Origin of the sequence: Halomonas sp. SpR1 (assembly GCF_031010175.1) — a bacterium.
Taxonomy (GTDB): Bacteria; Pseudomonadota; Gammaproteobacteria; order Pseudomonadales; family Halomonadaceae; genus Vreelandella.
On sequence record NZ_JAUAMB010000008.1, the window covers coordinates 104,356 to 119,900 of the forward strand.

Annotated in this window: 14 protein-coding genes; 11 read left to right on the forward strand and 3 right to left on the reverse strand. The window is 55.9% G+C overall.

Annotated elements, in window-relative coordinates; all coding sequences use genetic code 11:
• Positions 1-62: 62 nt before the first annotated feature.
• The 6 genes from QT231_RS08305 (at position 63) to QT231_RS08330 (ending at position 7,259) form a co-directional block, all read left to right on the forward strand.
• Positions 63-1,019 (forward strand): ABC transporter permease, encoded by a 957-nt coding sequence (locus QT231_RS08305; protein ID WP_308336443.1) that lies wholly within the window; start codon positions 63-65, stop codon positions 1,017-1,019.
• A complete protein-coding gene (locus QT231_RS08310) occupies positions 1,016-1,924 on the forward strand; it encodes an ABC transporter permease (RefSeq protein WP_308336444.1) in 909 nt (302 codons plus the stop codon). The genes QT231_RS08305 and QT231_RS08310 overlap by 4 nt, the downstream gene beginning before the upstream one ends.
• Positions 1,925-1,928: 4 nt before the next feature.
• On the forward strand, positions 1,929-3,587 hold the full coding sequence (locus tag QT231_RS08315) for an ABC transporter ATP-binding protein (protein ID WP_308336445.1): 1,659 nt from the start codon (positions 1,929-1,931) through the stop codon (positions 3,585-3,587).
• A gap of 32 nt (positions 3,588-3,619) precedes the next feature.
• Positions 3,620-5,080 (forward strand): NAD-dependent succinate-semialdehyde dehydrogenase, encoded by a 1,461-nt coding sequence (locus QT231_RS08320; RefSeq protein ID WP_374694385.1) that lies wholly within the window; start codon positions 3,620-3,622, stop codon positions 5,078-5,080.
• Positions 5,081-5,253: 173 nt separating this feature from the next.
• Positions 5,254-6,240, forward strand: coding sequence for an ornithine cyclodeaminase family protein (locus QT231_RS08325; protein ID WP_308336446.1), 987 nt, complete (start codon positions 5,254-5,256; stop codon positions 6,238-6,240).
• Between the two features lie 23 nt (positions 6,241-6,263).
• Positions 6,264-7,259, forward strand: coding sequence for a threonine/serine dehydratase (locus QT231_RS08330; protein ID WP_308336447.1), 996 nt, complete (start codon positions 6,264-6,266; stop codon positions 7,257-7,259).
• Positions 7,260-7,331: 72 nt separating this feature from the next.
• Here QT231_RS08330 and QT231_RS08335 read toward each other — a convergent pair whose 3' ends face one another.
• The gene (locus tag QT231_RS08335; protein WP_308336448.1) at positions 7,332-8,258 is read right to left on the reverse strand and encodes a glyoxylate/hydroxypyruvate reductase A; all 927 of its coding nucleotides are present in this window, start codon (positions 8,256-8,258) and stop codon (positions 7,332-7,334) included.
• Positions 8,259-8,596: 338 nt separating this feature from the next.
• Here QT231_RS08335 and gabT point away from each other — a divergent pair, with 338 nt between their 5' ends.
• From gabT to QT231_RS08350, 3 genes are all read left to right on the forward strand, one after another.
• A complete protein-coding gene (gene gabT, locus QT231_RS08340; protein ID WP_308336449.1) occupies positions 8,597-9,889 on the forward strand; it encodes a 4-aminobutyrate--2-oxoglutarate transaminase in 1,293 nt (430 codons plus the stop codon).
• A gap of 31 nt (positions 9,890-9,920) precedes the next feature.
• Positions 9,921-10,565 (forward strand): hypothetical protein, encoded by a 645-nt coding sequence (locus QT231_RS08345; protein ID WP_308336450.1) that lies wholly within the window; start codon positions 9,921-9,923, stop codon positions 10,563-10,565.
• 66 nt (positions 10,566-10,631) lie between these two features.
• Entirely contained in the window at positions 10,632-11,120 is a 489-nt protein-coding gene (locus tag QT231_RS08350; RefSeq protein ID WP_308336451.1) for an Lrp/AsnC family transcriptional regulator, read from the forward strand.
• Between the two features lie 16 nt (positions 11,121-11,136).
• On the opposite strand, the gene QT231_RS08355 is transcribed toward QT231_RS08350, so the two are convergent.
• Complete coding sequence (locus QT231_RS08355; protein WP_308336452.1) at positions 11,137-12,030, reverse strand: LysR substrate-binding domain-containing protein; 894 nt, start codon at positions 12,028-12,030, stop codon at positions 11,137-11,139.
• Positions 12,031-12,215: 185 nt separating this feature from the next.
• Between QT231_RS08355 and QT231_RS08360 the strand changes: the two genes are divergently transcribed.
• Together QT231_RS08360 and QT231_RS08365 are read left to right on the forward strand one after the other, a co-directional pair.
• Positions 12,216-12,545 carry a hypothetical protein gene (locus QT231_RS08360; RefSeq protein WP_308336453.1) on the forward strand — a complete coding sequence of 110 codons (330 nt, stop codon included), beginning with the start codon at positions 12,216-12,218 and terminating at the stop codon, positions 12,543-12,545.
• 98 nt (positions 12,546-12,643) lie between these two features.
• Positions 12,644-13,135 (forward strand): DUF892 family protein, encoded by a 492-nt coding sequence (locus QT231_RS08365; RefSeq protein ID WP_308336454.1) that lies wholly within the window; start codon positions 12,644-12,646, stop codon positions 13,133-13,135.
• A 166-nt stretch (positions 13,136-13,301) separates the two neighbouring features.
• On the opposite strand, the gene QT231_RS08370 is transcribed toward QT231_RS08365, so the two are convergent.
• Positions 13,302-15,437, reverse strand: coding sequence for a PhoX family phosphatase (locus QT231_RS08370; RefSeq protein WP_308336455.1), 2,136 nt, complete (start codon positions 15,435-15,437; stop codon positions 13,302-13,304).
• Positions 15,438-15,545: the final 108 nt, after the last annotated feature.

Below are 15,545 nucleotides of genomic sequence, written 5' to 3' on the forward strand. Positions count from 1 at the left end.
TCTCCGGCGCGGCTAACGACGCTTGATGATGATGAACATGGCCCTTGAGCCGGAGAAGAAAGATGCGCGACTCACTCTTTGGACTGGTACTAGGTCGCTTAGCCTCCAGTCTTATTACCCTGCTGCTGGTCTCCCTGGTGATCTTTGCGATTACCTCGCTGCTGCCAGGGGACACCGCCCAGCAGGTGCTGGGGCAGTTTGCCACGCCGGAACAAGTGGAGGCACTGCGAGCCCAGCTAGGTCTTAATCAGCCGCCCTTGCTGCGCTACTGGCAATGGTTAAGTGGCTTTGCCACCGGCGACCTTGGCCGCTCCGCCAGTAATGGCGTCGATGTCATACAACTGGTCAATGACCGGCTGCCCAATTCGCTACTGTTAGCCGCGATTACCACGGTTATATCAGTCCCCGTGGCGCTGATTATGGGTATCGCCGCCGCCATGCGCCGAGGTGGCGTGCTTGACCGCACCCTGAACTTGATCACCCTGTCGATGGTGGCGGTACCCGAGTTTCTGGTCGCCACCCTGGCGGTGCTGATTTTCGCCGTGCAACTCGGCTGGCTACCGGCGCTCTCCTACGTATCCACCGTCGACAGTTTGGGCGCCTTTATGAAAGTTTACGCCATGCCGGTGCTCACCCTGTGCAGCGTGTTGATTGCCCAGATGGCGCGCATGACGCGGGCAGCCTTAATCGATCAGCTCGACAGCGCTTATGTGGAGATGGCCCGGCTCAAAGGCGCTCCCCCGATGCGGCGTGTACTGCGCCATGCGCTGCCTAACGCCGTCGGCCCGATTGCCAATGCGGTAGCGCTTAGCCTCTCCTACCTGCTGGGCGGGGTGATCATCGTCGAAACCATCTTCAACTATCCAGGCATCGCCAGCTTAATGGTCGATGCGGTTTCCAACCGCGATCTCGCCCTGGTACAGGCCTGCGCCATGATCTTTTGCGGCGCTTATCTGCTGCTGGTCATGCTGGCTGACCTATGCGCGATCCTCTCCAACCCGAGGCTGCGAAACCGATGAACGACACCAAGACAATGCCTGTTAGCAAGGGCAAACGTCATCCCTATGTCTCGCCAAGAAGCCGCCTACCGATAGCGGTACCTAAACAGCGCAATCGTTCAGGGTGGCAACTCACCCGCTGGATCGGTCTTAGCTTGTTCAGCTTCTGGCTGTTAGTGGCGCTGTTTGGGCCACTTTTCGCGCCCTATCCCATGGGGGCTTTTGTCTCTGATCAGATATACGGCGGCGCGAGCACAGCCCACCTGCTGGGCACCGACTATATGGGCCGCGATATGCTCAGTCGCATGCTCACCGGGGCACGCTACACCGTGGGGCTGGCGCTAGTGGCCGCGTTACTGTCAACCCTGGTTGGCGCGGGCTTTGGCATGTTGACGGTGCTCCTGCCGCGCTGGCTCGAGGAGAGCGTTCGGCGGATATTCGATACGCTGATTTCGATCCCCAGCAAAATGATGGCCCTGGTGATGGTCTCCGCCTTTGGCACCTCTATCCCACTGCTGATTCTGGCGGCAGTGCTCAGCTACGCGCCGGGCTCTTTCCGTATTGCCCATAGTTTGGCCAAAAATCTCGCCACCCTGGAGTACGTTCAAGTCGCCCGTACCCGGGGGGAGGGACGGCTGTATATCGCCGCCGTGGAAATTTTTCCCAACATGATCCAGCCCGTGCTCACCGATATGGGCATGCGCTTTGTGTTTATCGTCCTGCTGCTCAGCGGCATGAGCTTTCTGGGCTTAGGCGTGCAGCCGCCGGTCGCCGACCTGGGCTCCCTGGTGCGTGAAAACATCGGTGGGCTTAGCCAGGGGGCGCTGGCCGTGATTGCCCCGGCGCTGGCGATTGGCTCATTAACCGTCGGTGCCAACCTGTTGATCGACAGTCTCTCAAACAGCCGCGACAACCAGAAGGAGTGATGCCATGCAAGGTGAATCGCTGATCGTCCGCGATCTTGATATCTGTGCGACCCCGCCTGGCGAGGATGAGCGCACGATCGTCAGTCAGATCAATTTTGCGCTTAAGCCTGGCGAGGTGATGGCACTGATCGGTGAATCCGGTTCAGGCAAAACCACCATTGCGCTGGCCATGATGGGCTACGCTCGGCGCGGCTGTCGGATCGCCGGGGGCAGCGTGCAACTGGGCGAGACCGACATACTCACCCTCTCAGCCGTGGAAACCCGCGCGTTGCGCGGCCACCGGGTGACCTACATCGCCCAAAGCGCCGCTGCAGCCTTCAACCCCTCGCGCCGGCTAATGGATCAAGTCATCGAAGGCGCGCTTATCCATGGCGTTATGGATCGCCAGCAAGCGCGGCAAAAAGCCATTCAACTGTTTGGCGAGCTGGCGCTGCCCGACCCGGAACATATCGGCGACAGATACCCTCACCAGGTCTCCGGGGGTCAGCTACAGCGTCTTATGGCCGCCATGGCCTTGATTACCGATCCCGCGCTGGTGATTCTGGATGAACCGACCACCGCATTGGATGTGACCACTCAGGTCGATGTGCTGCGGGCTTTCAAGCGCGTTATGCGCGAGCGTGGTACCACGGCGCTGTATGTCTCTCACGATCTTGCTGTGGTTGCCCAGATTGCCGATCACGTGCTGGTACTACAGGCCGGGGAAGAGCAGGAGCAAGGGCCCATCGGGCAAATTTTGGACAATCCGGGCCATGCCTATACGCGTAGCTTATTGGCGGCGGCGCGTCCGGAGACTCGCGTGCCCTCCCGGGTTCAGTCCAGCGGCGACGAACTCTTGCGTATTGATGATCTTCAAGTGGGCTATGGGCGCTCTGATCGCAATGGGCTCCCGAATAATGTCGTGCTGGATCATATCCAACTGCGCATTGATCGCGGCCAGGCGTTAGGTGTGATAGGTGAGTCCGGGTCAGGCAAATCGACGCTTGCCCGAGCGGTCGCTGGTCTGGTGGCACCGTCACGGGGTGAAGTTCAGTTCAATTGCCGTGAGCTACCGCCGACGCTGCGAGGACGCACACCCGACCAGTTTCGGCGTATTCAGATCGTCTTCCAGAGCGCCGACAATGCGCTCAACCCGGCCCACACGGTTAGGCGGCTGCTCAACCGCCCGCTGGAAACCTATTTTCAGATGAGCCGCGATGCCCGACAGCGACGGGTCGAAGAGTTGATGGACCTGGTCAAACTGCCGCGCACGCTGCTCGACCGCAAGCCCAGCGGGCTATCGGGTGGCCAGAAGCAGCGCGTCAATCTCGCCCGGGCGCTGGCCGCCGAACCCGACCTGATTCTCTGCGATGAAGTGACCTCGGCGTTAGATACCGTGGTGGGCGCCGCCATTCTCGAACTGCTGGCCGAACTGCGCCGTGAACTGGGCGTCGCCTACCTGTTTATCAGCCATGATATCTCGACGGTACGTTCGCTGTGCGATGACGTCATGGTGCTTTACCAGGGGGAGTGTGTGGAATTCGGCCCCTGCAGCACGGTGCTCAACCAGCCACAGCACGACTACACCCGCAAGCTGATCGGCTCGGTGCCTGAACTCCAGCCTGGCTGGCTGGAGGCTTGTGAATGGTCAACCCATACGCAGCCCACAACCGCGACCGTTTAATCACTAACCCTATTAATGACAAGGAGAAAAGCATGCCGACGCTGCCCCTTAATGACAGTGACCTGCTACGCGAGCAGGCCTTTATCAACGCACAATGGTGCGACGCCGACGATGCGGCCACGCTGACCGTCACCAACCCCGCCACCGGCGAAGCGCTGGCTAGCGTACCCAGCATGGGTGCCAGCGAAACCCGCCGGGCAATCGAAGCCGCCGAAGCGGCGTGGCCCGCCTGGCGTGCCCGCACAGCGGCAGACCGCGCAGCACTGCTGGAGCGCTGGCATGCGCTGATACTGGAAAACAGCGAGGATTTGGCGGTATTGATGACGCTGGAACAGGGCAAGCCCCTCAGCGAAGCGCGTGGCGAAACCCAGTACGGCGCGAGTTTTATCAAGTGGTTTGCGGAAGAGGCGCGCCGCGCCTACGGCGAGACCATCCCCTCGCCCAGCGCGGATCGTCGCATTGTGATCCTTAAACAGCCGGTGGGCGTGTGCGGTGCGATTACGCCATGGAACTTCCCCATTGCCATGATTACCCGCAAGTGCGCACCCGCGTTAGCGGCCGGATGCCCGATTGTCATCAAACCGTCGGAGCTGACGCCGCTGTCAGCACTGGCCTTGGCAGTACTCGCGGAGCGTGCGGGTTTCCCCCCCGGCGTAGTGAATATCGTCACCGGATTGCCCGAAGGCATTGGCGGTGAACTAACCTCCAACCCCACCGTGCGCAAACTCTCCTTCACCGGCTCAACCCGGGTGGGCAGCCTGCTGATGCGCCAGAGCGCCGACGATATCAAGCGCCTCAGCCTGGAACTGGGCGGCAACGCCCCGCTGATCGTGTTTGACGATGCCGACCTGGAACTGGCGGTGGCCGGAGCCATGGCGAGCAAGTTCCGCAACGCCGGTCAGACCTGCGTTTGCGCCAACCGTATTCTGGTTCAATCCGGTATTCATGACCGCTTTGTGGCCCGTTTGGCGACGGAAATCGAGGCGTTGCGCTGTGGCGACGGCATGCAGGAAGGCACCACTATTGGCCCACTGATCAATGACCAGGCGGTGAGCAAAGTCGCCCGCCATCTCGATGACGCCCTATCCCATGGGGCTGAACGAGTGCTCGGCGAGGTACCCAGTGGTCAGGATCGCTTTGTGGCGCCGGTACTGCTCACCAAGGTAACCGAAGCCATGCTGGTCACCCAGGAAGAGACCTTTGGCCCCGTCGCCCCCATCATGCAATTTGACAGCGAAGAAGAGGCTATTCGTATTGCCAACGCAACGCCCTTTGGGCTAGCCGCTTACTTCTTTACCGAAAGCGTGCGCCGGGCCTGGCGGGTGGGCGAAGCGCTGGAGTTCGGCATGGTCGGCCTCAATACCGGCTCCATTTCAATGGAAGTAGCGCCGTTTGGTGGTATGAAACAGTCGGGTCTGGGCCGTGAAGGCGCCCACCAAGGCCTGGAGGAGTACCTGGAAGAGAAAGCGTTTCATATGGGCGGACTTAACTAGCCTGGGAAAGTACCTGGAAAAGTACCTGGGAAAGTAAGTGAGGCGCCCGCGCCATGGCGGTCGCCTCTTTCTATAAAAACATATAGATACCCATAAATCACTTATGGGGAGGTCTCATGCAATCGTTATTAACATCGGATTTTATATCTGATTAAAAAACAAGAGACACTTAAATGAAGACACTTTTGCTTAAAAAGGAAGAAGTCAGCAAGTTAATATGTATGAGGGAAACCATCGATGCTGTCAGGGAGGCATACAAAGCATTCAGCAGTGGCAAGGTGGTACAACCTGACTATATAGGGATAGATCTCCCTGATCCTCGCGGAGAGATTGATTTTAAAGCGGGGTACTATAAAGCCAATGAAATAATATCGATGAAGACCTCTTCAGGCGGTTTTGTTGATAACCCCGCACACGGTCTGCCTAGCGGCATGGGTAACATACTGCTGTTCGATGCGATGAGCTGCGCATTGATTTGCGCTATGGATGGCAGTTTGATCACCGGCCTTAGAACGGGAGCAGCGGGGGCTGTTTCGGTACAAGTGCTGGCCAGAAAGAACGCAAAAAAAATCACGACGATTGGCACCGGCAACCAAGCCCGGATGCAAATTCGAGCCATCAATGAAGTGATGAAGATTGAGGAGATCCACGCCTGGAGCAGAAACCCGGCGACGCTTTCCCGCTATAAGGAAGATATCGAAAGAGAGTTCGGTATTCCTGTGGTACTAGCAAATTCAAACAAAGAGGCCGTTGAGCAGGCTGACATACTCATTACGACAACCCGTGGTCAAGGCCCACTCGTGGATGCAGACTGGATTAAGCCCGGCACACATATCGTGGCCATCGGTACAGACCAACAAGGTAAACAAGAACTGGATCCAGAGATATTCAGAAACGCAAAAATCGTCAATGACTCCATCGAGCAGTGCGTTACAAAAGGAGAAACTTGGCATCCTTTGAATAAAAACATCATCACTAGAAACGATATCCATGGTGAAATTGGCGAAATACTTCTGAACCAAAAGCCGGGAAGAGAAAACGATACTGAAATTACCATTTTCGACTCTACCGGCATGGCCATACAAGACAACACCACTGCCTTCAAAATCTACAGCAATGCAATAGAGAACAGCATTGGGACTTCTTTTGAATTCTTTTAATGCTGTTTATGGAGATAAGGACTATGTGCGACCGTCCTACTATTCAGGATATTCGAGAAGCCCAAGAACGATTAAAACCTCACATTAAGCACACACCGCTATTACGCGGTGAAAAAATGGATGAAGCGCTTGGCTGTCAAATATACCTTAAGCCAGAGAACCTACAAATTACCGGCGCCTTTAAAATTCGTGGGGCTTTAAACAAGTCACTATCCCTCCCAAAAGGAGAGATAGCTAATGGCATAATCGCTACTTCTTCGGGCAATCATGCACAGGGGCTTGCCTACGCCGCTAGGTTGCTGGGTGTAAAAGCGCTATTAGTGCTTCCGGTAACCACGCCAAAAATTAAAATTGCCAATACAAAAGCGCTTGGTGCCGAGGTCATACTGTTCGATGGTGATACGGCAGCTAGATGGAAAAGGGTGTATGAAATTGCGGAAGAAAATAAGTACGCAGTTGTTCACGCTTTTGAAGACCCGATGGTAATGGCGGGCCAGGGCACCATTGGATGTGAAATATTAGAAGACTTGGAAGATGTCGACACGGTCATTATTCCCATGGGCGGCGGAGGCCTTATTTCAGGGATCGCCACCGCTATAAAAGCAATAAAACCATCGGTGCGTGTGATCGGTGTGGAACCCTCCTTAACCCCCAAATATTTTCAAAGCAGGATACATAAAGAGCGTATATCGCTTCCTTTACAAAACACCATTGCGGATGGGTTAAGAATAAGCGTACCTGGCCAAAACCCATACCCTATTATTGAAGAATATGTCGACGAAATCATTCTCGTAGAAGACAGTTATATTATTGCAGGCATGCAAACTCTTGCTAACGATGCAAAACTGGTAGTAGAGCCTGCCGCTTCAATTGGCATCGGCGCCTTGTTGGCCGGTCATATAAAAACCAGACCAGATGAAAAAGTCTGTGCTGTACTGACTGGCGGAAACTGGGACTTATGTGAACTAGCAGAGATATACAAACCTACTCACTCGCCAATCCCCAAGGCGAGTGAGTAGGTAGGAACGCTATTGTTAACGGTCAGGTGTTGCACGAAAAGACGGCGAGTGCAGGCAGTTTTCGTACAACGCCTAGTAGCCACGCTGCAGATCGACTCTGCCAATCATTGCCTCTCCGCGCTGATAACGACGCAGGTTGTCCAGCAGAACCGGGAAAGCGCTATCCGGCTGGGTCATCGCGGCCACGTGGGGGGTCAGCAAAATCCGTTCGTCTCGCCAGAAGGGGTGATCATCGGCGGGCGGCTCTTCACTCAATACATCCAGAACCGCCGCACTCAACTGCCCCTCGTCGAGGGCTTGCGTCAAGTCATGGTCAACCAGGTGCTCGCCACGGCCAATATTGATCAAGGCCGCGCCTTCGGGCATACGCGCAAAAAAGTCGCTATTGAGAATGCCGCGGGTGGCGTCGGTCAGCGGCAACACGCAGATCACAATATCGCTTTCAGCAAGGAACCCATCCAGCGCTTCCTGGCCACTGTGGCAGTGAACATTCGCCACCTGTTTTGGCGAACGCGACCAGCCGCGCACGTCAAAGCCGTAACCTGCCAGATGGGTAGCGATGGCGCAGCCAAGCTGACCTAAACCGAGTATACCGATGCGCCGTTTTGCGGTGGGTACCAGCATATGCGCCTGCCATTTTCCCTCGCGCTGCTGGCGCACATAGTCGCCCATGCGGCGGTGCAACCATAGCGTTGCAAAGGTAGCGTACTCAATCATGCCGTCCTCAATGGCGGGGTCGAGCATCCGTACGACCGGCAGCTCTGAAGGCAGTGCGTCAAAATCAAACTGATCGACACCCGCAGACGTGGCAAACAGCACCTCAAGGGAGGGCAGGCACTCCATCAAATTTTCCGGGGGCATCCACGCCAACAAATAGCGGATCTCGTTAGGGTCACCCATATCGGGCCATTGGCGGAACTCAATATCCGGCGCGTGTTGGGCAAAAAGTTCTTTCCAACGGGCGCCGCGCACCGGGTCGGATTTATACAGCAGTGCCATAGCAGCGTCTCCTTAGCTAAAACTTCATCCTACGGTGGTTTAACAGGCAGCGGATACTGTTTTGGCGGCTGTGAAGCGAAGCCATGGGCCTAAATCCGCGCTTAAGGCGCAGATTACACTGCGCCCCCCATGACAGTGAATCATGCTGCACAGACTAGAAAATACGAAGGATTACGCGGTTACCGACGCCATGCCAAGCGTAACTAGCTTGCTAACAACGGTAAGCTCAAGAACGTATGGGGTGCTGGCGCTCGCGCTCCACGTTCTGCCAGCGGCGCCAACACACCACAACATGAAAATCGTGACTATAACCGTGAATATGTTCAAGGAGCCCGCAGATGAAGACCGACGTCCACCCTTCCCACGCCATGCTAAGCCAGCGCGAGCAGCACATTCCCCGCGGTGTGGTGAACGCCCACCCTATTGTCATTTCTCATGCCCGCGGCAGCGAAGTCTATGACGTCGACGGTAATCGCTATTTGGATTTTGTGGGCGGTATCGGCGTGCTCAATGTCGGCCATAATCACCCACGAGTGGTGGCAGCAGTTCAGGCCCAGGTGGAACGTATTTCTCATATGAGTTTCCAGGTGGCTGCCTACCCAGGCTATATAGAACTGGCTAGCCAGTTGGCCAAGCTGGTTGGCGGCGAAAATGCCTACCAAAGCGTGCTCTTTACCTCCGGTGCTGAAGCGGTGGAAAACGCCATCAAAATCGCCCGCGCCCATACAGGGCGCCCCAACGTGATTGCATTTCGCGGTGGCTTTCATGGGCGCACGCTACTGGGCACCACGCTCACCGGCATGAGCCAGCCCTACCGACAAAATTTTGGCCCTTTTGCCCCCGCTATCCACCACGTCAGCTACCCGGATGCGCTGCGGGGCGTCAGTAGCGAGGACGTACTTGCCGAGCTGGATACGCTGTTCGCCACTGAAGTCGTCCCCGATCAGGTCGCCGCTATTCTGATCGAGCCGGTACAGGGGGATGGTGGTTTCCTGCCTGCGCCGATCGAGTTTATGCAGGCCCTGCGCACATTGACTGAACGCCACGGCATTGTGCTCATCGCCGATGAAATTCAGACCGGCTTCGGGCGCACGGGCAAGATGTTTGGCTTTGAACACAGCAATATCCAGCCAGACCTGGTCACTGTCGCTAAAAGCCTGGGCGGAGGCTTGCCGATTTCAGGCGTGGTTGGGCGTACCGAGATGATGCAAGCTCCCGCGCCGGGTGGGCTTGGCGGCACCTATGGCGGCAGTGCGCTGAGCTGTGCGGCGGCACTGGCGGTGCTGGATATTTTTGAAGATGAGCAACTGCTTGAACGTGGCATCGCCATGGGCAAACGGCTGGAAACAGGACTACGTCGACTGCAAGCCAAGCACCCTTTGATTGCCGAAGTACGCGGGCAAGGCCCGATGCTTGCCATTGAGCTTCTCAACGGCCCGCGGGCCACACCTGAAGACGCCGCACTGGTGCAACAGGTCATCGATCACTGTCGTGCGGCGGGTTTACTGGTAATCAAGTGTGGAGTTCATCGCAATGTCATTCGCTTCCTGGCGCCATTGAATACGAGCGACGAACAAATCGACGAAGCAGTGGCGATGTTAGACAACGCATTATCGAACACCACTGACTAATTCATCGCCAACGCCGGGAGAGCAGGACGTCATGCAATTGACCGACTATACGACGCTATGCATGGATGCCCATGGCGTGCTGATCGATCGCGATAGAGACATTGTGCGTGGCCTATCGCCACTGTTAGCGTTGATGCCTGCCCCGCCACCGCAGGAGCAGGTATTAGCAGACTATGTACAGGCGCTGCATGAACTCACGGATGAGCAGATGGGCGCCGTTTCGGCTCACTGTACTGTCTATCGCGCCCTGGCCAACTGCTGGGGGCTGGAGGTGGATTGGCAAGAAGGAATTGAATTTGCCAGCTCACTTGGCTTTGGCTCACTTTATGAAGATGCCCCTGGGGCTATTCACTATCTGCGCAAGTTCTATCGGCTCAAAGTGGTGACGTCCCTCAATGAGCAGGAGTTCTTTGCCTTTAATCAGCGCATAGGCCTTTTAGCTAATGAGCGTCTCACCACTGGCAGCTTTGTGGCCGCGCGTGCCAAGCTTCGGGAGATGGAGGCGGATAGCCAGGTTCTGCTCTTAACTGCTGGCCCCGCCTCGGTAAATAGCCGTGGGGGGCACTGCCGTATCACGCGCCGTGCCAAAGCTGACCGGCCACAAACGCAGGCGTGTATCTCGCTTAGCGACTTTATTTATCAACACCAGCTTGCCCTGCGCGGCGAATTGCTTTAGACAAAGGTATTAGTTCAAATCAACGGGGCGTAACTTATTGCCCCCCTAATAAATAAAGGGCTTTGCATGGTGGCTAGCGTTCGTCTTGACCGTATCGACATCAATATTCTGGTACAGCTTCAAGCAGATGGAAGGATGACCAACGTTCATTTGGCCGATGCAGTCGGGCTATCGCCCAGCCCTTGTCTACAGCGAGTCAAGCGACTAGAAGCCGCCGGCTATATCACTTCGTTTCAGGCTCGCCTCAATCTGGCCAAAATAATGGAGAGCGTGACCGTTTTTACAGAGGTCACCCTGTCGGATCACCACCGGGAAGATTTTCTACGCTTTGAGCAAAAAATTCGTCAGGTTGATGAAGTCATGGAGTGCCACCTTATCAGCGGTGGCTATGACTATTTACTGCGCTTTATCACCCGCAGTATTGCCCATTACCAGCGTGTGATGGAGGCACTTATTGAGGATGAAATCGGCATTGAAAAGTACTTCAGCTATATCGTTATCAAGACGCCCATCAATAAAGAGCAGCTTCCGCTGCGCACGTTAATGGAGGGCTAGGATCAGAGAACAATACTCAACCCTCCCGAAACGCCTCGACCACCCGTTCGGCCAATACCTCGCTGGCATCGCCACTGCCTGCGCGCTTCACCAGTGCCACTTGGTAATCGCCTAGTGGGGGCAGCGATTCGTTGTGGAGACGTTTGAGGGGCGGGCGAACCAAGCTTTTGGGGAAGGCCGTTACGGCTAAATCGGCCAGCATAGCGGCCTCCTGCCCAGCACAGTGGTCGCAGGAGTAAGCAATTCGGTATGCAATCCCCGCTTGATCAAGGGCATTGAGGGTAATTCGACGCCACGCACACCCCTGTTGTGCCAGGGTTACCGGTAGTGGCGTGCGCTGCACGGCAACGCCATCCTCACGCCCCGCCCACACCAGCGGTTCGCTGTGAACGATCTCTCCCCGCGTCGCCTGGCCAGGCCCTCCGGCCATCACCAGAGCGAGATCAAGTTCACCCTCATCCAGCCTGGCGAGCAGATCTTTGCTGCGCCCCACCTCGACATCGACCTGCACCGCCGGGTGCGAGCGGGCAAATTGGGCGAGTACCGTGGGCAAGATACGCCCTACCACATCGTCCGTTATGCCCAGTCCCACGCGCCCCTCTATGGTCGGCGCTAGAAACTGGGTCACGGCCTCGGCATTGAGTTTAAGCAGCCGCCGACCATAGCCCAGCAGCACTTCCCCCTCGGTAGTCAGGCGGACGTGCCGCGCCTCGCGCACAAACAGCGTCTGGCCGAGGATCTCTTCCAGGCGTTTGATCTGCATGCTCAGCGCGGAAGGGGTGCGAAACAGCTGCTGGGCGGCGCGGGTAAAACTACCGCTTTCCGCAATCGTTACGAACGTTCGTAGCACCTCGCTATCCAGTAGCGGCAAGACGGCCCGGCTGGGAGCTATGGTAGAGAGTTGATTCATCACACCTACCTTTCAAAAAAACTTAACTCACAGTGTAGATCTTTTCGTTTGATTGATCCAATGCAAAGCACCAAGCTGATCACCAGAGGTCGCGACCCTCCTACTTATTAATCACAGCTCACACCTGCCCAGTCGGTGCATAGGCGCCGCTTACTGTGCAGCGGGAGCGACGATGGAGGTGCGCGATGAAATGCGAAGATCCTACCCAACATGCCCACAACGCCTGGGAAAAGGCCAGCCAACTGGCGCCGCCGCCCAAGCCACCACAATTGCATTTCTACATGCCAGCCATGCCGTCAATGCGGCTGATTCGAGCGTTGGATATGGGCTGGTGGCATTACCGGCGGCGCTGGCTTTTCCGCCGCCATATATTGCCGCTACTGGCTTACGATGACCATATTTTGCAAGATATTGGCCATCGGCGTGAAGATATTCTTTGGGCCAACCAGCTCCCATTGAAGGTCGATGCTATCCATGCGTTAGATACCAAGGCGCAAATTCATTCTAAAACTTAACTTATATATATTTATCAGCCACAGATTCATTGCTAGCTTTAAATGATCGCATGGAGTTGCGATCTGCTAATTTTCTACCAATCAGCATGGAGCAAAACATGGTTATTAAAAACGCTAATGAGCTTTTCGTTCGCCTTCTTTCTGAAACGAACAGCGCAGAGAAGCAAATGACGCGCGCGCTCCCCAAAATGGCTCGAGCTGCGGATGACCCCAAACTGGTCGACGCTTTTAAACATCACCTTGATGAGACCCAAGGACAGGTAGAAAGGCTTGAACAAGTAGCTGATAGTGTGCCTGACATCCGTATCAAGCGACTGAAATGTTATGCCATGGAGAGCTTGATAGAGGAAGCGCAGGAGCTAATTGAAGCGACCGAAAAAGGCGCTGTACGCGATGCAGGTATGATTGGTGCTGCACAAAAAGTGGAGCATTATGAAATCGCCACTTACGGCACGCTATGTTCGCTCGCGGAACAATTAGGCTACACCGAAGCTAAAAATCTTCTTGCCGAGACTCTCAAGGAAGAAAAGTCTGCGGACGACAAGTTGAATACGTTAGCCAAAGAAAACGTTAATAAGAAGGCTGGCTAAAGAGTGCTAGTGGAATATGCATACAGGCAGGCTCGCTTTTAAGTCATTATGATGGCACGAATATAATGACTTAACCGTCACTCTTGCCAGAATTTTTCCTGCTTGTTTAGGGTGGGCTTGGTTAACCAAGCCCACCCTTTCTACTCAGTATTTATTGTCTATCTTACTAAACGCCTATCGGCCCGCCATCACGTTTCTGAATAACCACCGTAGACGCTCGGGGCCGTATCTGACCGCTAGCAGCGACAGTGGCATCTTGCACTAGCGCATTACCATCGGCTGGCCAGTTATCTGGATGCTGAATATTGATAAACAGCGCGGTTTTATCCGGCGTGGTAAAAATGCCAGTGACTTCGCAGCCGTTAGGCCCTACCGCAAAGCGCTTAAGCTGTTGCTGGTTACTGCTGTTAATCACCGGGCCGGTTCCCTGGATATCGTCTAATCCGTTGGGTACCACCGCGAGCAGTTGGTCGTTGGTGTACTCCGTAATGCCTTCATAGCCGTTATCGGTCTGAATCCACAGGATGCCTTGACCATCATCGCGCTCATCAAACCAGAGCCCATCAGGGCTGGCGAACTGGTTCATTTCGGTTAAGCCCGAGTGGTTATCCGCATCGTCAGCCGCCGCACCAAATACAAACACTTCCCAGCGAAATGCATTCGGCAGGCGACTTTCACGCCAGCGAATAATGTGACCCGCGCCATTATTTGCCCGAGGGTTGGCGGCGTTAGTCGGGGCAGTGACATAGCCAACCCCCAACTGATCAATCTCATCACCTTCGTTGGTAAAGGCAGGCGCTGCGGCCTCCTCACTGCGCTGGGAATTGTTAGTCAGCGTTAGATAAACATCGCCAGTGGCCGTATCCACGGCGGCCCATTCAGGGCGATCCATCGGTGTTGCCCCCATCAGGTCTGCCGCATCGCAGGTATTGATAATCACACCGGCTAAATCGTTCTCTGCCAGTCCTAAGGCCGCTGCCAGCGTTCGGCCGTCCTGTGTTTGCGCACCAGGTGTGAGCGGTAACCACTCACCGCTGCCGTCGGCGTGAAAGCGGGCCACATAGAGGGTGCCGTTATCCATATATTTATTGCCGATGGCGAGGCGGTCGTACGCCTCGCCCGGGCGGTTGGCATCGGCGGGATCCCAGACCGCATCAGAAACGTATTTATACACGTACTCGTTGCGGGCATCGTGGCCGGAATAGAACACCACCGGCTGGCCAGCTTCCAGTTTGCCTAACCAGCAGCCTTCATGGCGAAAACGGCCCAGAGCCGTGCGCTTAACTGCCCGGGCACCGCTATAAGGGTCGATTTCGACCTGGTAGCCGAAGGTGCGCGCTTCATTACGGTAGTCATCCTCGGCGCGCTCACCGCGTGGGGTGATATCAAAACGGGCAAACTCGTCGTTCTCTTCAGAAGCATCACCCGCCGACGTTTCCCAGGCGTAGCGCCCACGCTCGGTGGGAATGCCAATCCGGGCGTCGTCCTGGAAGCGCTCGCCGGTGTGAACAAAGACGTTGGGCCAGTTCTCTTCACAGGCGATGTAGGTGCCCCAGGGCGTGACGCCGTGCCCACAGTTATTGTTGGTACCCCGGGTTTGAGTACCCGCCGGTGAAAAGCGTGTTTTAACGTAGTCACTGCCCGCCACGGGGCCAGCCAGATCCATTTCCGTTGCGCTGGTAAAGCGACGGTTATAGCGCGATCCCGGCACATGCGACCACTGCCCGTTAGCGTCTTTTTCGACCTCGACAATGGTCACACCGTGAGCATTGATCTCGGTGCGCGACTCCTCCGCCGGGCGCTTACCTTCATCCGCGTTGGTGGGGCCGCCTTGGGGCGCCCAGAGCGCCGCCTGGTCGATATATTCATTGTTCAGCGCCAGGATGAAACGGCGCGAGGCGCTGTCGATATCCAGCGGGAAAGCATCCATGCCATCGTGGTGCATACCCACGCTTTCCGCCTGACGCTCGGCGGTCATTGGCTGGTCAGATTGCCACGAATCACTTTGATTCAGTGGTGTGCCCCAGGGCACTAAGACCTGGGCAACATAGCCTTCCGGCACCACGACGGCGTCGGTGAGTGACCCGTGAACCGCTTCAAACGCCAGTGTCAGCGGTGTTTTTTGTGTCCCGTTTGAAGCAAGCGCTTGGGCAGCACCGCCAAAACTAAGCATCGAGGCAGCGGCCATGCTCAAACCACCGCGCATCACATCGCGACGGGATACATGGCGCGCCAATACATCGGCGAAAGGTTGGTTGCCGCTGTGGTTAAACAGGCGATGATCTTCGATCTCTTTACTCATTTTGGTCTCCCCCTGATCGTTTGTAAGTCAACGATTGAACGTTAGGAGACACTAAACAAGCTAAATGACAGCACGATGACGGCCTACCTGCATTTAGATGAAGAACGT